Origin of the sequence: Tardiphaga sp. (assembly GCF_041424195.1) — a bacterium.
In the GTDB taxonomy this organism is placed as follows: domain Bacteria; phylum Pseudomonadota; class Alphaproteobacteria; order Rhizobiales; family Xanthobacteraceae; genus Tardiphaga.
Window position 1 is genome coordinate 1 of record NZ_JBGMOE010000205.1, and the last position, 17,906, is coordinate 17,906.

Consider the following 17,906-nt stretch of genomic DNA (forward strand, 5'->3'; position numbering starts at 1 on the left):
ATCCCGCCCCGCAATCGTGACGATCGCGATCGCCCCTCTCGGTGGGGCAGGACGACGGGGAAAATAATCAAGATGGGGATATTGTCAATATAAATATAGGAAAAAATGTTTGATGCTTTCCAGCCCCAGGCAATGACAAGAGAGATCGGTCCCCTCACCCCCGCGGCTTCGGCGTGAACGGTCCCTTTGGCGCATTGCCGATCAGCGACACAGTGATCAGCGCGGCGATCCCGAACCAGAAGGTCAGCCAGAAGCCGTCGATATAGGCCAGCGTATTGGCTTCGCGCTGCACCAGCGTTGCGAGCGTGCCGACGCCGCGGGCCTGGGCGAGGCCCTCTCCGTGGCTGGCGAAACGGCCGGTGAGCTTGGCAAGAATGCCGACGACATCTGCTTCGCCGCTGGCCACATGCTGGCCGAGCAGGTTCGAATGGATCTGTTCGCGCACGCGCAGCCATGTGCCCATCAGCGCGATGCCGATCTCCGCGCCGCCCAGCCGGAAGACCTGGATATAGGCCGCAAAGGCGGTGGCGCGCGACGGATCGGAATTCGACAGCGCGATGATCACGATAGGCAGCAGCGTGAAGCTCTGCCCGAGCGATTGCAACATCACCATCGGGATGAAGTCGCCAAGCGCCCATTCATGGGTGAGCTGCGTGCCGAGAAGACCCGCAGCAGTAAAGGCGGCAAGGCCGATGATGAGTGTCAGTTTCACGTCGTAATAGCGAATGAGCCGGATCGACAGCGGCACCAGCACGATCATCGGCACGACGGCATAGAGCAGAAACAACATGCCGGACTGTTCCGGCCGCAACAGCGCGATGTTGGTGAGGAAATTCGGCGCCAGCGACGAATTCGACAGGCTCGTCATGGTGTAGAGAATGATCGTCAGCAGCGCGAGGCCGATATTGCGCGACAGCAGCACTTCGGCATGCGCCCATGGCCGCTTGACCAGCGCCTCATTGATGAAGAACCCGATCGTCAGGACCGTGCCGCCGCCGAGCAGCGCCACCACGGTGCCGGAGCCGAGCCAATCCAACCGGTTGCCCTGATCGAGCCCGGCATAGATCATCGCCATGCCGGTGCCGAGCAGCAGCATGCCGCCCCAATCGGCTTCACACAGCACGAAGCGATTGATCGGCTCGCGCGGCGTGCCGAGCCAGACGAACAGCGCCAGCAGCGGCGCGATGATAACGTCCTGCCAGAACATCCATTGCCAGCCCAGGTGATCGACATAGAAGCCGACTATCGCAGTGCCGGAATTGAGCGAGAAGCCAACGCGGATGGCGTAGATTGCGATGGCCGGCAGCCACCATTGCATCGGCAGATTGCGAAAGATGATCAGCAGCGTTGCAGGCACGAAGGTGCCGAGCAGCATGCCATGTGCAATGTTGAGGACCAGAAGCAGATTGTAGTCGCGCACCAGAGGGATCATCAGCGAGATCGCCGCATAGACCAGAGCGGGGATGCCGAGTACGCGGCGCAGCCCGAACACCGTGGCCATCCAGGCCACCGCCGGGGCGATGAAGATCTGCGACGCCGTACCAGCGGTGGACAGCCACGCGCCTTCGTCGAAACTCAGCGAGAGTGCGCCGCGCAGATCAGCGAGGCCGATGGAAAAGATCCGCGTATCGAAATTGGCGAGGAAGGCGCCGAGCAGCACCGCGCCGACCGCAAAGATCGGATGATGCGAGACGCCCCCGGTCGAGACCGGGCCGCTTTCGATGATCTTGCTTTCACTTTCCGCCATTGTCGGCCGCCGGCGCGTCGGTGTGGATACTCGCGGTTACCGACATGCCCGGCAGCAACCGGTCGAGCAGCGGCTGTCCCTTGTCGAACGTGATGCGGACCGGCACGCGCTGCACGACCTTGGTGAAATTGCCGGTGGCATTATCCGGCGGCAGCAATGCGAATTGCGATCCCGACGCCGGCGAAATGCGCTCGACGCGGCCACGCAGCGTCTCCGCCGAGAACGTATCGACCACGATGTCGACGGGCTGGCCGGGCTTCACGCGCGTGAGCTGCGTCTCCTTGAAATTCGCGATCACATAAACGTCGGGCAGCGGCACGATGCTGATCAGGCTGGAGCCAATATTGACATAGTCGCCCGGCTGCACCTGCCGTTCGCTGACCACGCCATCGAAGGGCGCCACGATCTTCGTATAACCGAGACGCAGCTTCGCCGCCTGCAGCGTCGCCTTGGCGCCGAGCAGATCGGCAGCGCGCTGCTTGCGCGTGCCGGCAAGGACTTCGAGCTGATGCTTCTGCGCAGCGATGACGGCCCCGCTCGCCTTCACATCGGCCTGCGCCTTGGCATAGGCGGCGGTGGCCTGTTCAAAGCGCTGCCGCGTGCCGGCTTCGGTCTGGGTCAGCGAGGTCTGACGTTCCTGCTCCTGCTGCGCCTGGACTTCGAGCGCCTGTGCCGACACGCGCTGCGCCTCGGCCTGCGCGATGGTGGCATATTGCAGCTCGACCTGGTTGGCGAGATTGTCGAGCGCGGCCTGCGCGCCAGCCACGCCGGCCTCGGCCTGCGCCACCTGCGCCTCGTAATCCGCGGGGTCGATCTGGATCAGGAGATCGCCTGCTTTGACGTGCTGGAAGTCGCTGACGGCGACAGCCTTCACCGCCCCCGCCACCCGGCTCGACAGCCGCGTCGTCTGCGCGCGGATATAGGCATCGTTGGTGGTCTGCACCGCGCGGTTGCCCATCCAGATGTCCCAGCGCGCTGTCGCCAGAACGACGAACAAGAGCGCGGCGACAACCGCAAACAACGGGATGGCCAGACGACGCCATGTCTTTTGTGCGGGGGTGAGCTCTGCGGGTGTCGGGCCGACAGGCGGCGCCGGTGCCGGCTGTGGCGTCGGGGGGGCATCAACCTGGGACATGTCTTCCTCACAGCAACCTGAGTGGCATTATGTCTCATGTCGCCGCATGCGATTCAATCGCCCGCGGGTCGCCGGTCAGACCAACACCCCAGAATTCGGGCCGCGCGCGAGGATGTCAGATTATCTTCTTGCGGCGTGCCGGTTTGGTGCCATCATCCGCCGGTACCGACGTGTCCAGACCGCGCGGCTGCAGATAGCGCTGCAGGGCGATGGCACGTTCGCTGGATTCGACGAGGCGCTCGACACTGCCGAGCAATTGATGAAATTCGTCTGCGCTGAGGCAATCGAACTGCACGTCATTGACCTGGCGCTGGGTCGGATTGAGGCTCGCCAGCAGCGCCTCGCCGGCCTGTGTCACCGTGAGACGCAGGCGCCTGCGATCCGCGGGATCCACGAGCTTGTCGAGCAGGCCCATCTGCTGCAGCTTGTTCGAGACGGTGGTGACGAAAGCGCCGCTGAGATGCAGATGCGCGGCGAGCTCGCGCACGCTGACGTCGCCTTCAGCAGCCAGATATTTGACCGAGATCAGCACGGTGTATTCGATCCCGGCCAGGCCGATCGCGGCGGCATGCCCCTCGCGCACGGTCTCGTGTCGCGCGAGGAACGCCAGCAATGTGTGCACGAGTTGCCGGAATGCATGATCGGAACCATCGACCAGCAGCGCCTTGCGCGACGTGGTCAGCGCCGGCGCCGGAAGGTTTGCCTTGACCGCGCTCTTGCCGGCCACCTTTGCGATCGGTTTGGCCTCCGGCTTGGCAACAGCCTTGCCGGATCTACGCAATGCCGGCGTCTTGGAGAGCGGCGCAACCTTGGAACGAGACATACCGCTTCCTAGTGAACGATCCGCTACAGAATTGGCTGGCGCCCCCTGCTTCGTCAAGCGATTCCGCATACCTTCTAAACGAAGCTATTGATCAAATGCATTTACTGCGTCAGGATCGGCGCCAAATCTGACGGGAGAACATCATGAAACTCGATATCAGGCGCCTGCTCTCTTTCACCGACCACAAGGAGGTCGAGGCCGGCCACCGGCATGACCAGCCCTTGCGGCGCGTCGCCGCCGTGGCCATCGTCGCCAATCCCTATGCCGGACGCTATGTCGAGGATCTGTCCAACGCGATCGCCGCCAGCGTCGAGGTCGGCGCCGTGCTGGCGAAGCTCGCCGTTGAGGCGATGGGATCGTACAAGGTCGAGAGCTACGGCAAGGGCGGCGTCGTCGGCCTCGGCGGCGAGCTTGAACATGCCAATGCGATGCTGACCACGACTTTCGCCACGCCGCTGCGCGAGGCCGTGGGCGGCGCCGAAGCCTGGATCCCCTCCTTCACCAAGCTCGCCGCTCCCGGCTGCCTGATCGACGTTCCCCTGGCGCACAAGGACGCACTCTATGTCCGCTCGCATTACGACGGCGTCTCGGTGACGCTGCCACCGGATGCGCCAGCGGCTGACGAAGTTGCACTGATCGTCTGCCTCGCCAATCGCGGGCGGCTCAATGCGCGGGTCGGCGGGTTGAATGCCAGGGATATCGGCGGCAAGGACGGCTTGCGCTAGGCTGCAGCTTTGTGCGGCCTTGAACGGCCTTGGGATTGCGGAGACGGATATGAAAACGGCCATCGTCAATATCGGCACCATCGTCACCGGTGATCTCAAGGCTCCGTTCGCCAGTGGCGACGGCATCCTGACGCAGGACGGACGCATCAGCGCGATCGGTACGCTGTCATCGGAGCAGGTCTCCGCCGCCGATGTGGTGATCGACGCCGCCGGGACGACGGCGATTCCCGGACTGATCGACAGCCATGTCCACATCACCTTCGGCGATTACACGCCAAGGCAGCGCGTGGTCGGCTATCTCGAAAGCTACGTGCATGGCGGTACGACCACATCGATCACGGCCTCCGAAGTGCACGTGCCCGGACGCCCCAAGGATCCCGCCGGCGTGAAAGCGCTGGCGCTGGCCGCGCGCGCCTGTTTCCTCGACTATCGTCCCGGCGGCATGCGCGTGCATGCCGGCTCGATCATCCTCGAGCCCGGCCTGACCGAAGCCGATCTGGAAGAACTGGTCAAAGCGGGTCTGTGGCTCGCCAAGGCCGGCTTCGGCGCGTTCGACACGCCATACGACTATGCGCCGCTGATGCAGGCGGCACGTCGACTCGGCATGGTCACCACCATGCATACCGGCGGGTCATCGATCCCCGGCTCGTCCGGCATCTGGGCCGAACATGTGCTGAAATCGAATCCGAGCGTCTCGTTCCACGTCAATGGCGGACCGGTGGCGATGCCCGAAGCCGGCTTCGCGCGGCTCGTGAACGAAAGCGACATCGCGCTGCAGCTCTGCACCGCGGGCAATCTGCGCACCGCATTGCTGACGGCGAAACTGCTCGACGAAGCCAAACAACCGGAGCGCCTGCTGATCGCGACCGATACGCCGACCGGCAGCGGGATCATGCCGCTCGGCATGTTCTACACCATCAGCCATCTCGCGAGTCTCGGCGGCATGCCGCCGGAACAGGCGATCGCCGCGGCGACGGGGAACAATGCGATGGTCTATCGGCTCAACAGCGGGTTTCTGAAGACGGGCAAGGATGCCGACGTGGTACTGATCGACGCCTGCGCCGGCGGCTCGCAGAACGATGCGCTGTCGGCGCTTCGCAATGGCGACGTCCCGGCGGTGAGCGCGGTGATCACCGATGGCGTGCCGCGCTTTGTCGGCCGCAGCCGCAATACGCCGGCGGGAATGCGGAATGTGCGCGTGGCGGAAACGAAGCTGCCGCGGGATTTCTCAGGCGCCGCGGCGCATTGAGCGGGATTACACCGAAGCAGCGGGACGCGAGACGGAAACTTCAATTCAACGGTGAAGCCCGCGCACTCCGCAGCAAGCGAACCTTGAAAGCATTGGCGTAGGATAGCGTGGCGCGCCGCCCCTCACCCGCCGCGAAGGCGCGGCGACCTCTCCCCGCGCAAGATGCGGGGAGAGGTTAGGCAAGCGACTGCGCTTTAGTTGCTGCCCTTGAATTCCGGCAGATCGTATTTCGCCGTCATCGTCTCGGCCATACCCGCCGCCCGCTCCCAGTCATAGGTGCGGTAGCTGTGGCCGCGGGTGACGAACTGGGCGCCGGCATAGAACATCTCATATTGCAGATGGCGCGAGGCGAATTCGGAGCCGACGGCGTCCCAGGTCAGCTTCAGCAGCTTGACGCGGTCCTGGCCGGACATCGCCGGCGAGATCTGGGTCAGCCCGATAATAGCAGCGATTTCCGGATTGCTGAAATCATCCACCGAGGACGGCAGCATCAACAGCGCGCCACCGGCGAGTTCGCGGATCGTGCTGATGATCTGCGGATACATCTCCTGCGACTGCACCTGCGCCGCATAGAGCAGATGCTTGTTGGGCAGGAAATACTCGCCGCGCATCGCGCCGCCGGCTTCCATGCCGAGCACCATGCCCTCGATCAATGCTGCCTGCGAGGCGAGCTTGCCGAGCACATCCCCCACCGGCGGGAAGTTGATGGTGCCGATGGTCCTGGCGATGCCGCGGGCGAGCCCGACCAGGAAGCGCAGCTTCACCGACAGGCGGATCTGCGCCTGATAGTTCTGATACACATGGGCCGGCGTGTCATGGAGCTGGGCGCGGCACATATCGGTGTTGCGCAGCAGGAACACGCGCTCCCACGGCACCTTGACGTCGTCGAAGAACACCAGCGCATCGTTCTCGTCATAGCGATAGGCCAGCGGATTGTCGTATTCGTTCGGCGCATGGGCCTCGAAGCTCTTGCGCGACAGCATCTTGAGACCCTTGGTCCCCATCGGCAGCGCGCATGAGAAGGCGAGATGCTCCTCGCCCGGCCGCAGCGGCTGGCCGGAGCCGACGAAGATCTCGTTGGCCATGATGGCGGACGTGGCGAACAGTTTTGCGCCGCGGATGGTGATGCCCGAGGAATCCTCGTCGACGATGCGCGCCACCATGTCCTGCGCATTCTTGCCCTGATCGCCGAACGCCTTGGAGCGATCGCCCTGCACGTTGTTGATCACATAGGTCAGGAACAGGTCGCTCTTGCGGGCATAATCGTACCAGTCGCGGAACGCCTGCGCGCGTTTCGGATCGTAATTGTCGAACACCTCGATGCCCATCATCATGCCGGACATGGATGAGGCCACGTGATCGGGCGAGCGGCCGAGGAAACCGCCGGACAGTTCGGCCCATTCCACCAGCGCCTTGCGGCGCTCGACCAGTTCCGCGTAGCTCTTCGGCAATTGCCAGGCGCGATTGACCCGGCGGCCGCCGCCGATGTCGAAGGTCATCCGCTCGCTATTGGCGGGGTCGGCCTGATAGTCGTACAGCGCGCCGGCCGAGGCGACCGCATGGCGATAGGCGGGATGGGTCGAGACGTCATCGACCTTCTTGCCGTCGAGATAGACCGCGCGGCCGTCGCGCACGGCGGCGACATGGTCGGCGCCGTTCTTGACGCCGGCAACTGCCGTCCCGGATCCAAATGCCTTGTTCATCACTCTTCTCCGTCACCTGCTGCCGGCCCCGCGCCGGTCACCTTCATTAATAGCTATCATCCGAAGCTATTTTGAATCTGTTGTCAAGCGGACCTGTGGCATTCGCACCTTGCATCGTTCGTCGTGATTGCAATTACCGCGCGAAGCCGCCAAGCTCGGGCAAGTCCGATGCATGGAATCATCACGTGGCCAAATCCGCAGCGCGCTCCACACCGACCGGCAAGTCAGTCACCAGCAAGTCAGTTGCCAAGGAGATCGGCAAGAAGCCTGCCACGGGCCGGCCTGCGCCCCGCGCTGCACTCACGGTGTCCCGCCCGGAGCTGCTTGTGGATGGCTCGGACGCCCAATTCCGCCGCCTCGTGCACAGCCTGTTCGGGTTTCTGGTCCGCCATCAGACCTTGCGCGAAGGCCACGCCGCCGTCATCGGCCTCGCCGGCATCGAATACACGACCCTGATCTCGATCCGGCATCTGTCGGCGCAAGGCGACGTCCATGTGCGCGCCGTGGCCGATCACCTGCATCTCAGCGGCGCCTTTGTCACCACCGTCACCAACAAGCTCGAGACCAAGGGGTTGATCACCAAGACCTCGCATACCGGCGATCGCCGCCGCATCAGCCTGGTGGTGACGCCCCATGGCGCCGAATTGCTGGAGCGGCTCGCGCCGACTCAGGCGCAGGTGAACGACGTCCAGTTCGGTTGCCTCGGCGCCCGGGAATTCCACCAGTTGCTGGACATGGTGCAGCGGCTCGTCGATTCCAGCGACCGCGCCATTGCGCTGCAGCGTTATCTGGCTGACACCAATGTGAAGCAGCTCTCCCCCGAAGCGCAATCGATCGCCGTTGCCAAGCGCGGCAAGTCGCGCAAGGGTTGAATCAGGCCTGCAATAGACAGCTTGTCATGGTGTAGGGTGGGTAAAGCGTCTTCGCGAAACCCACCAATCACCCGCATTGGAATCGATGGGTTTCGCTGCTCTACGCATCCTACGGGCTCACCCCACTGCTGCGACAAAACGGCACCCGTGCGTGCGGCCGCTGCCCGCCCAGGAGCGGCACGGGAATCGGCCGCAACGCTCCCGCAACATCCAAACACCCGTGAAACAGGCAATTGCGCGCATTCCCGCCAGCCACAGGTTGCTGCATTTCCGGGCTGGGCTGGCGCATAAATTAGCTTCTTAAGAGAACTATTTTATAAAGATACTCACAATGGCGATTGTCAAAGCCTGAAATTTATTGGACGATCCGCCCAACGCTGTCATTCGGCCGTCACGGCCGGCAATGGCACATGGCGTGCAGGGAAATCTTTATCTGGATTATGCTGCGGATCACCGCGGCAAAAGCATCAGCAAAGAGGACGATCGTCGATGTCACGGATCAAATCGAATTTGCCGCGCGTATTGGGCACAGTTGCTGCCGTTACGCTGTCGGCCATGGTTGGCGGCCAGGCTGTCGCGCAGGAGATCGCCATCGGCGCCGTGGTGCCGTCGAGCGGCCCGTTTGCCGAATGGGGCCGCAGCAACACCGTGACGCTGAAGATGCTGGAACAGCAGACCAACGATGCCGGCGGCATCAATGGCGCGAAGCTGAAGATCACGATCCTCGACGACGCCGCCAAGCCGGCGCAGGCCGCAAGCTCGCTGCGCAAGCTGGCCGGCGACGAAAAGGTTCTCGCCGTGGCCGGCCCGCTGACCTCGAGCGCCGCCGAAGTGACCTTCCCGGTCGCCAATGAGATGAAGGTGGTCTCCACCTCGCAGGCCTCCTCGAAGCCGGGCGTGGCGAAGCTCAACCGTCCGTGGGCTTTCCGTAACACCATCGACGAAGGCGTTCTCGCCAAGACCACCGTGCCTTTCTACAAGAAGGCCTTCAACATCAAGACCGTCGCCGTGATCTTCGACGCCAAGGACGCCACGGCTTCCACCGTCGGCAAGGCGATCATGCCGGCCGTGCTGAAGGCCAATGACATCACCATCGCCAACGAGAACGATCTGCTGTCGTTCAACACCGGCGACCTCGACGTGTCCGCACAGGTCACCAAGCTGAAGGCCCTGAACCCCGACGGCGTCGTTGTCAGCGCCGATTACAGCCAGGCCATCACCGTGCTGCGCGAAATGAAGCGCCAGGGTCTGATCAAGCCGGTCGTCGGCGCCACCCAGTTGATCTCGTCGGCGATTCTCAAGGCTGCGCCGGAAATCCCGGTGATCGCGCCCGCAACCTTCTACGCCACCATGAAGGGCCCGGCCCCCGAGAAATTCACGGCAACCCTGACGCCGCTGCTGCGCAAGGAATCGGGCCTGCCGAAGGACATCGAGCCCAGCATGTATGACGCCAACATCTACGAGATCGTCTCGATGTATATCGACGCGATCAAGAAGGCCGGCGTCACCGGCAAGCCGGCCGATCTCGAAGCCGACCGCACCAAGATCCGCGATCACCTTGCCAAGCTCGAAGGCTTCGCCGGTCTCGGCGGCCCGATCGGCTTCAATGACGACGGCGACGCGATCAAGGCGTTCTACGTGCTGCAGGGTCAGAACGGCACCTGGGACACCAAGGTCAAGGGCTGCAGCTCGGCGCCGAACCATCCGGCCTGCTGATCTTTCATACCATTCACGCCGCTGCGGCCGGGAAGTCTTCCCGGCCGCAGTCATGATGACGACCACCTGATTTAACGATTGCGATCCCCATGCTGATACAGCAACTCGTCAACGGACTGACGCTCGGAGCGGTTTATACGCTTCTGGCGCTGTCGTTCTCGCTCGTGATGGGCATTCTCGGCATTCTCAATCTTGCGATTGCCGAACTGTTCATGATCGGCGGCTATCTCGGTTTCACACTGATCCAGGCAGGCTTTCCGCTGCCCGTCGCCGTGCTCGGCGGCATGACCGGCGCGGCCATGATCGCCATCGTGATCGAGAAGATCGGGTACCAGCCGCTGCGCGATGCGCCGCTGGTCACGCCGATGCTGTCGACACTGGGTTTCTCGATCATCCTGCAGAACGTCGCCACCAACATCTGGGGCTCGGATCCTGCCCAGCTCCCCGACGAGTATTTCGGCAAGCAGTATACGCTCGGCCCGGTCAATATCGGCGAGATGCAGCTCATCGTCCTCATCGCCACTGTCGTGCTGGTGGCACTCGTCGCCTTCATCGTGCAGAAGACCCCGATGGGCCGCGCGCTGCGCGCCGTCGCCGAGAACCGCGAAGTCGCACGCATCCTGGGCGTATCCGCCGACCGCCTGACCATGCTGGCCTTCATCCTGTCGGGCTCGCTCGCCGGCGTCGCCGGCGTATTGATCGCCCTGCACTATGGCACCATCACGCCCTATCTCGGCGTCGAGATCGGTCTCAAGGCCATCGCCGTGATGGTGATCGGAGGCACGCGCCAGATCTGGGGCGCGCTCGTTGCAGGTCCGCTGATCGGCATCGCCGAAGTGCTGACTGTGGCTTACGGCGGTTCGCAGGTCCGCGACTTCGTCGTCTACGGCTTCATGATTTTGATTTTGTTGCTGCGTCCGCAGGGCCTGCTCGGCGGCGCGCGATCCGATCAGGGGCAGCGCGTCTGATGTCGACCTATTATGCAAGCCTGCTCGCCGAGTCCGGCATCCTCCTGCTCGGCGCACTCAGCGTCTATATCATCCTCGCCACCGGCCAGCTCTCGCTCGGCAATGGCGCCTTCATGGGAATCGGCGCGTATCTGTCGTCATATCTCACCGTCGCGCTGAACGTGCCGCTGACGCTCGCCCTGGTGATCTCGGCGATCGCAGCCGGCATCATCGGCGCCATCGTCGCCTTCCCGGCGCTGCGCCTGAAAGGCATCTATCTCGCCATGGCCACCGTCGGCTTCGGCGAAATGGTGCGCAGTTTCTTCCTCAATTTCGACGCCATGGGCGGATCCGGCGGCTATCGCGGCATGCAGCACATTTCGGTCGGCTATGTCTGGCTGTGGGCCGGCGGCGTCCTGATCGCCGTGATGCTGCTGGAACGCTCGCGCGTCTGGCTGGAAATGCAGGCGGTGCATGACGACGAAACAGCCGCAGGCCTGATCGGCCTCAATACCACCGTGACCAAGATCGTCGCCTTCGGCGTCGGCGCAGCCGTGGCCGCCATCTCCGGCGGATTGTTCGCCCATCACAATGTCTATATCGAGCCGGCCAATTTCGGCTTCGATCGCTCGATCGAGTTCGTGCTGGCCGTGATCCTCGGCGGCTCCACTGTCGGACCGGGCTCGCTGGTCGGTTCGCTTCTACTGGTGTTCCTGCCTGAATTCCTGCGCCCGATCGCCGACTGGCGCCTCGCCGCCTTCGGCACGCTGCTGATCGTCGTGCTGCTGGTCCGGCGTCAGGGCATTCTTGATCGTTCGCTGATCCGAACACTCACCTTCCGGAGGGCCGCAGCATGAGCAACGCGCTGCTTCAACTCACCGGCGTGACGAAGACGTTCGGCGGCATCCATGCGCTGTCCGGCATGGTCTGCGAGGTGCCGGAAGGCAAGATCGTCGGCGTGATCGGCCCCAACGGCGCCGGCAAGACGACCTTGTTCAACACCATCACCGGCGCCTATCGCGCCGATGCCGGCGAAGTCAAACTCAAGGGCGTCGACGTCACGCAGTGGCCGTCCTATCGCATCGTGCGCGAGGGCATCGCCCGCACCTTCCAGAACATCCGGCTGTTCGGCAGCATGACGGTGTGGGAGCATCTGCTGGTGGCGCAGCCGCACAGCGAAAGCGCGTGGCGGCGTCTGCTGCCGATCTCCTGGGCCAATCCGGCGGCGCAGGAACGCGCCGAAGAGGTGATGACCTTCTTCGGTCTCACCGAACTGCGCGACCGCCCGGCGAAATCCCTGCCTTACGGCATCCAGCGCAAGGTGGAGATGGCGCGCGCCGTCACCGCCAGGCCTAAGCTGCTGCTGCTCGACGAGCCCGTTGCCGGCATGAACCATGACGAGGCCGAGGAAATCCGCGAGCTGATGATCCGCTTGCGCGACACCGGCCTCACCATTCTCCTGATCGAACACGACATGAATTTCGTGATGCGGCTCTGCGACTATCTCTATGTCCTCGATTTCGGCGTGCTGATCGCCGAAGGCAAGCCGGAGGACGTGCGCACCAATCCCGTCGTCCTCGACGCCTATCTCGGAAAGGACAACTGATGCTCACGATCCGGGGCTTGCAGGTCCGCTACGGCGCCATCACCGCCGTGCGCGGCGTCGATCTCGACATCAAGCAGGGCGAGATCGTCGCGCTGCTGGGCGCCAATGGCGCCGGCAAGAGCACCATCGCGCGCTCCATCGCGGGGCTGCTGCCGTTCCAGGGCGACATCACCTATCAGGGTGAGAAGCTCGCGCCGAATGCCGCCGAGAAGAACCTCCGCCGCGGCATCGCGCTGGTGCCGGAAGGCCGCGGAATTCTCGCCCGCATGACGGTCCATGAAAACCTGCTGATGGGCATCTACACCCGCAGCGACAAGTCTGCGGCGATGGCCGATGTGGAAAAGATGCTGGAGCGCTTCCCGATCCTCGGCAAGCGCCGCGACGGTCTCGCCAGTCTTCTCTCCGGCGGCGAACAGCAGATGCTGGCCATCGGCCGTGCTTTGCTGTCGAAGCCGAAGCTGCTGCTGCTCGACGAGCCGTCGCTCGGCCTCGCGCCGCTGATGACCGACACGCTGTTCAAGATGATCGCCCAGTTCCGCGATGAAGGCCTCACGGTGCTGCTGGTGGAGCAGAAGGCGCGGCAGACGCTGAAGATCGTCGACCGGGCCTATCTGCTGGAGACCGGACGCGTGGTGACGTCGGGCACGGCGCAGGCGCTGATCAACGATCCGACATTGTCGGAAGCGTTTCTGGGTGGGGCGCATTAGGTCCCTGCGCCACCCTCGTCATTCCGGGGCGTGGCCGGCCCTTGCCGGACACGAACCCGGAATCCTGAGATCGCTGAAACGCTGGAGAGCCAAACACTCCGGGATTCCGGGTTCGGCACGTCGCCTACGGCGCCGAGCCGCCCCGGAATGACCGTTCGGGGCGAGAGAACTACGCCCCATACCGCGCCAGCACCGCCCAGCTCTCGACGCCATTATTGTGCCCGACCACCTGATAGCTCGCATGCAGGTTCACCGTCGGATCGCAATGCGTGGTTAGCAGCAGCACGCGGCTGCCGAGCTTCGGCGCCTCCGCATCCGGCGGCACGGTGATCATGCCGTGCTCGTCGCCGCCGAAGCGATAGGCTGAACCTTCCGGCACGCCTAACATCAGCGACGGCACCGGCCCGTTGAAGGCCATCGCCTTGACGCCGGCATCGACGGTGAATTCGCCCGGACGATTGACCGATGTCACCGTGGCGAGAATGAACAGGCTCGGATCGTAAGGCAGCGCACCGCCCTCGTGCTCCAGCCTGCCGTAATCAGAATCCATGAACACGTAGGAACCGACCTGCAGCTCCGTAAAGGTGCCCGTGGCATCATAGGCGCAGGCGCCCGTGCCGCTGCCGGTGACGATCGCGGCCTTGATGCCGGCTTCCGTCAGCACATGCAGATGCTCGTCGAGCATGGCGCGCACGCGCGCGGCGCCTGCCCTGCGCTCCCCGGCATCGATCATGTGCTGCACATGACCGGCAAAACCCTGAATGCCGCCGAATGTCATGCCCGGCGTGGCCTCGATCAATTGCGCCAGAGCCAGCGTCGCGGCCGTATCCACCACGCCGGTGCGGCGCTGGCCGACATCGATATCGATCAAGACCTGCAGCGGACGGCTGTCCGTATCGAGCAAGTCATGCAGCACGTGGATCTGGTCGGCGTGATCGACGACGATGCTGATGTCTGTGTCATCGGCAATGGCGGCGAGGCGTGCGAGCTTCGGCCGATCGGCAACAGGCGTCGTCAGCAGCAAGCCGGGAATGCCGGCCTTCGCGAAGGCCTCCATCTCGGCCACCGTGGCGCAGGAGATTCCGACAGCGCCGGCTTCGATCTGCATCTGCGCGATGCGTGTCGACTTGTGCGTCTTGGCATGCGGGCGCAATGCGATGCCGTTCGATCTGGCAAATTCTGCCATCCCCTGGATGTTGCGTTGAAGCGCAGACGCATCCAGCACCAGAGCAGGCGTCTGGATATCTGCGACGGCCGGCAGATTGGGATCGAGCATGTGTGTCATCACAGCAGCTTCGCGCCAAAATTCTTCGCCGGGTCCATCTCGGCAGCAAGCCTGCCCGATGGCGTGGCCGCCTTGCCGCCTTCGCGCAGCATCAGACGGCCCTCGCCCGGCTTGCTGGTGAAGATGTCGCCATCGACAAGGACACGGCCACGCAGCAGCACCTTCTCGGGCCAGCCGGTGACGGTGCGGCCGGAGAACGGCGAGAAGCCGGCGAGATCGTGCATCATCTCATCTGATAGCGTCACCTTGCGCGCGGGATCCCAGATCGCGATGTCGGCATCGTTGCCGATGGCGATGGAGCCCTTCTTCGGCAAGTTGTAGATCTGTGCCGGCGCGGTCGATGTCAGCTCGACGAATTTGGACAGGCCGAGGCGACCTTTCGACACCATGGCATCGAACAGCAGCGGCAGGCGCACTTCGAGGCCAGGCAAACCGTTAGCGACCTGCTTGAATGTCGGGTTCGGGCCGGCGCGCAGCTTGCCGGTCTCGTCATAGCGATAGGGCGCGTGATCCGACGAGATCAGTTGCAGATCGCCGAGGGCCAGCGCGTGCCACAGCGCTTCCTGATCGTCAGTCGTGCGCGCCGGCGGGCTGCACATCCACTTCGCGCCTTCGGCGCCGGGCTTGTCCATGTCCCCGGCGGTGAGGAACAGATATTGCGGGCAGGTCTCGGCGAAAATCTTGACGCCGCGGCCGCGCGCCTCGCGGATCACGGCGGCGCCTTCGCGCGTCGAGACGTGGAAGATCATCACCGGCTGGTCGAGCAATTCGCTGAACGCGATCAGCCGCGTGAAGGCCTCGGACTCCGACACACGCGCATGGCTGACGGCGTGATATTTCGGCGCGGTGTAGCCCTTGTCGATCAGGCGCTTCACCATCCAGGCGATGACGCCGTGGTTCTCCGCGTGAACGCAGACCAGCGCTTTGGCCTCGCGCGCAGCGGCGAGGATATCCAGCAGCTTCTCGTCATCGACCTTGAGCCGGTCATAGGTCATGAAGATCTTGATCGAGGAATGGCCCTGCTTCACCAGCGCCGGAATATCCTCGGCGATCACCTTGTCGGTCACATCCGACACGATGATGTGGAACGCGTAGTCGATCATCGCGCCCTTCTTCGCCAGCGCCGTGTAATCGCTGACGACCTCCTGCACATCCATGCCGACATGCTGGGCCGCAAAGGAGATCACGCTGGTGGTGCCGCCAAAAGCCGCGGACCGCGTCGCGCTCTCGAAGGTGTCGGCATTCATGATGCCCGCGGCGGAGAGCTGCTCGATATGGGCATGGGCATCGACGCCGCCGGGCAGAATCAGCTTGCCTGTTGCATCGATCTCTTTTTTGCCGGCTGCGAGCCCGCTGCCCAGGGCCACGATGGTCTCACCGGCAATACCGACATCGGCGGCAAACACGTCGCTCGATGTGGCGACGGTGCCACCGCGGATCACGAGATCGTAGACGGGATCGGACAAGGGCAGAACTCCGGATATTCGAGCATTTTACAGGCTTTGACGGCCAACACTTTCCGGCAATACTGCTGTCCTGACAAGGAGCCTGACATGCAGCCCCGCAAGAAGATTTTGGTGGTCAATCCGAACAGCAATCCGCAGGTGACGCGCAATCTCGCGGAGGCGTTGCAACCGGTCATGTTCGATGCCGGGCCCGAGATCGAATGCGTCACGCTGGCGGAAGGACCATTGGGCGTACAGACGCAGGCCGATCTGGAAAGTGCCATCATGCCGTTGCGCCGGCTGGTTGCCGCGGACAATTCGGCCGATGCCTTCGTCATCGCCTGCTATTCCGATCCCGGCCTGCATGTCTGCCGCGAGGCGACGCAGCGCCCGGTGTTCGGAATCGCCGAATCCGGCGTGCTGACCGCGTTGTCACGTGGCGACCGTTTCGGCGTCATCGCCGTGGCGCAGGGCTCGATCGGCCGGCACATGCGTTATCTGCACCAGATGTGCCTGATGGATCGCCTCGCGGGCGAGCGTCCGCTCAACATGACCGTGGCGGAAGCGGCTTCCGGCGACGACACGCTGGCGCGCATGATCAAGGTCGGCCGCCAGCTGAAGGACGAGGATGGCGCCAACGCCGTTGTCATGGGCTGCGCCGGCATGTCGCGCCATCGCAGCGCGCTCGAGGATGCACTCGGCATTCCGGTGATCGACCCGACACAGGCTGCCGTGAGCATGGCCATCGGCACGGTGATGTTTCAGTAGGTTTGAGCTCCGGCAGTGAGCTCCCTCTCCCCGCTCTTGCGCGGGGAGAGGGGTGGGGTGAGGGGCGAGGCACGAATCTCGACTGAAACTCGGCAGCAATGCACCGCTCAGTGAGCGACACGAGAATCCGGCACTAACGCGACTGCGGTGAACCGCCCCTCACCCGCCGCGAAGACGCGGCGACCTCTCCCCGCGCAGATGCGGGGAGAGGTTAGGTCAGCGCCTCTCGTCGATTTAAGAGCGTCGCCTCACTCCGGCGGCAACACCACACCCGTCTGGCTGGTGATCCGGCCGTAATGCTCGATGCGCCGATGGCGCTTGAAGTCGAAGATGGTGTCCTTGCCGAACTTGGTGTCGTCGAGATCGACGGTGCAGACCAACAGTTCGTCGCCTTCGGTCCTGGCCTCGGCGAGGATGACGCCGTTGGGATCGACGATCAGCGAGCCGCCGATCAGCGGATGACCGTCTTCATCGCCGGCCTTGGCGACAGCGACCACGAAGGTCGAATTCTGATAGGCGCCGGCCTGCACCGACAGGCGATTGTGGAACAGGCGCTGCTCCGGACCCTCGACCGACTTCTGCGAATTCACCGACGGCGTGTTGTAGCCGAGCACGATCATCTCGACGCCCTGCAGGCCCATCACGCGGTAGGATTCCGGCCAGCGGCGGTCGTTACACACCATCATGCCGAAGATGCCGCCCAACGCGCGGAACACGGGAAAGCCGAGATCGCCCGGCTCGAAATAGCGCTTCTCCAGATGCTGGAAGGCACGCTCGGTATCGAATTCCACATGGCCGGGCAGATGCACCTTGCGATATTTGCCGACGATCTTGCCGGCCTTGTCGGTGAGGATCTGGGTGTTGAAGTGATGGCCGTCCGGCGTCAGTTCGGCGTAGCCGATGGACAGCGCGATATTGGCTTTGGCGGCAGCATCGAACAGCGGCTGCGTCGCGGCGTTCGGCATCTCCGACTCGAACCAGGTGTCGACTTCCTTCTGGTCGGTCATGTACCAGCGCGGGAAAAACGTGGTCAGCGCCAACTCCGGATAGACGATCAGATCGGCGCCCTTCGCCCTCGCTTCGTCCAGCAGCACCAGCATGCGCTTGACCACGGCCTCGCGGCTTTCGGCTTTCTGGATCGGGCCCAATTGGGCGGCGGCGACGGTCAGCTTGCGCAT

The 17,906-nt window shown here is 63.7% G+C and carries 16 protein-coding genes; 9 read left to right on the forward strand and 7 right to left on the reverse strand.

What is annotated here, in order from left to right; all coding sequences use genetic code 11:
- Window positions 1–154: 154 nt before the first annotated feature.
- The 3 genes from ACEK02_RS27975 to ACEK02_RS27985 form a co-directional block, all read right to left on the reverse strand.
- On the reverse strand, window positions 155–1,747 hold the full coding sequence (locus ACEK02_RS27975; protein WP_371424727.1) for an MFS transporter: 1,593 nt from the start codon (window positions 1,745–1,747) through the stop codon (window positions 155–157).
- Window positions 1,734–2,882, reverse strand: a complete 1,149-nt coding sequence (locus ACEK02_RS27980; RefSeq protein ID WP_371424728.1) for an HlyD family secretion protein — start codon at window positions 2,880–2,882, stop codon at window positions 1,734–1,736. Before ACEK02_RS27980 ends, ACEK02_RS27975 begins: the two co-directional genes overlap by 14 nt.
- A 115-nt stretch (window positions 2,883–2,997) precedes the next feature.
- Window positions 2,998–3,705: a MarR family winged helix-turn-helix transcriptional regulator gene (locus tag ACEK02_RS27985; RefSeq protein ID WP_371424729.1), complete on the reverse strand. Its 708-nt coding sequence runs from the start codon at window positions 3,703–3,705 to the stop codon at window positions 2,998–3,000.
- 143 nt (window positions 3,706–3,848) lie between these two features.
- Between ACEK02_RS27985 and ACEK02_RS27990 the strand changes: the two genes are divergently transcribed.
- Window positions 3,849–4,430 (forward strand): amino acid synthesis family protein, encoded by a 582-nt coding sequence (locus tag ACEK02_RS27990; RefSeq protein ID WP_371424730.1) that lies wholly within the window; start codon window positions 3,849–3,851, stop codon window positions 4,428–4,430.
- Between the two features lie 49 nt (window positions 4,431–4,479).
- Entirely contained in the window at window positions 4,480–5,679 is a 1,200-nt protein-coding gene (locus tag ACEK02_RS27995; protein WP_371424731.1) for an amidohydrolase family protein, read from the forward strand.
- Window positions 5,680–5,873: 194 nt separating this feature from the next.
- On the opposite strand, the gene ACEK02_RS28000 is transcribed toward ACEK02_RS27995, so the two are convergent.
- The gene (locus ACEK02_RS28000; protein WP_371424732.1) at window positions 5,874–7,382 is read right to left on the reverse strand and encodes a 4-hydroxyphenylacetate 3-hydroxylase family protein; all 1,509 of its coding nucleotides are present in this window, start codon (window positions 7,380–7,382) and stop codon (window positions 5,874–5,876) included.
- 185 nt (window positions 7,383–7,567) lie between these two features.
- Here ACEK02_RS28000 and ACEK02_RS28005 point away from each other — a divergent pair, with 185 nt between their 5' ends.
- The 6 genes from ACEK02_RS28005 to ACEK02_RS28030 all read left to right on the forward strand — a co-directional run bounded on the left by ACEK02_RS28005 (window position 7,568) and on the right by ACEK02_RS28030 (window position 13,230).
- The gene (locus ACEK02_RS28005; protein ID WP_371424733.1) at window positions 7,568–8,254 is read left to right on the forward strand and encodes a MarR family winged helix-turn-helix transcriptional regulator; all 687 of its coding nucleotides are present in this window, start codon (window positions 7,568–7,570) and stop codon (window positions 8,252–8,254) included.
- Window positions 8,255–8,743: 489 nt separating this feature from the next.
- The gene (locus ACEK02_RS28010; protein WP_371424734.1) at window positions 8,744–9,970 is read left to right on the forward strand and encodes an ABC transporter substrate-binding protein; all 1,227 of its coding nucleotides are present in this window, start codon (window positions 8,744–8,746) and stop codon (window positions 9,968–9,970) included.
- Window positions 9,971–10,059: 89 nt separating this feature from the next.
- Window positions 10,060–10,938 carry a branched-chain amino acid ABC transporter permease gene (locus ACEK02_RS28015; RefSeq protein ID WP_371424735.1) on the forward strand — a complete coding sequence of 293 codons (879 nt, stop codon included), beginning with the start codon at window positions 10,060–10,062 and terminating at the stop codon, window positions 10,936–10,938.
- A complete protein-coding gene (locus ACEK02_RS28020; protein ID WP_371424736.1) occupies window positions 10,938–11,774 on the forward strand; it encodes a branched-chain amino acid ABC transporter permease in 837 nt (278 codons plus the stop codon). The genes ACEK02_RS28015 and ACEK02_RS28020 overlap by 1 nt, the downstream gene beginning before the upstream one ends.
- On the forward strand, window positions 11,771–12,523 hold the full coding sequence (locus tag ACEK02_RS28025) for an ABC transporter ATP-binding protein (protein WP_371424737.1): 753 nt from the start codon (window positions 11,771–11,773) through the stop codon (window positions 12,521–12,523). The genes ACEK02_RS28020 and ACEK02_RS28025 overlap by 4 nt, the downstream gene beginning before the upstream one ends.
- Window positions 12,523–13,230, forward strand: a complete 708-nt coding sequence (locus tag ACEK02_RS28030; RefSeq protein WP_371424738.1) for an ABC transporter ATP-binding protein — start codon at window positions 12,523–12,525, stop codon at window positions 13,228–13,230. Before ACEK02_RS28025 ends, ACEK02_RS28030 begins: the two co-directional genes overlap by 1 nt.
- Before the next feature lie 169 nt (window positions 13,231–13,399).
- Here the strand turns inward: ACEK02_RS28030 and ACEK02_RS28035 are convergent, their stop codons facing one another.
- Window positions 13,400–14,506 (reverse strand): DSD1 family PLP-dependent enzyme, encoded by a 1,107-nt coding sequence (locus tag ACEK02_RS28035; protein ID WP_371424739.1) that lies wholly within the window; start codon window positions 14,504–14,506, stop codon window positions 13,400–13,402.
- A gap of 8 nt (window positions 14,507–14,514) precedes the next feature.
- Window positions 14,515–15,981 carry a dihydropyrimidinase gene (hydA, locus tag ACEK02_RS28040; protein WP_371424740.1) on the reverse strand — a complete coding sequence of 489 codons (1,467 nt, stop codon included), beginning with the start codon at window positions 15,979–15,981 and terminating at the stop codon, window positions 14,515–14,517.
- 87 nt (window positions 15,982–16,068) lie between these two features.
- Here hydA and ACEK02_RS28045 point away from each other — a divergent pair, with 87 nt between their 5' ends.
- Window positions 16,069–16,728, forward strand: a complete 660-nt coding sequence (locus ACEK02_RS28045) for an aspartate/glutamate racemase family protein (protein WP_371424741.1) — start codon at window positions 16,069–16,071, stop codon at window positions 16,726–16,728.
- A gap of 248 nt (window positions 16,729–16,976) precedes the next feature.
- On the opposite strand, the gene ACEK02_RS28050 is transcribed toward ACEK02_RS28045, so the two are convergent.
- Window positions 16,977–17,906, reverse strand: coding sequence for an N-carbamoyl-D-amino-acid hydrolase (locus ACEK02_RS28050; RefSeq protein ID WP_371424742.1), 930 nt, complete (start codon window positions 17,904–17,906; stop codon window positions 16,977–16,979).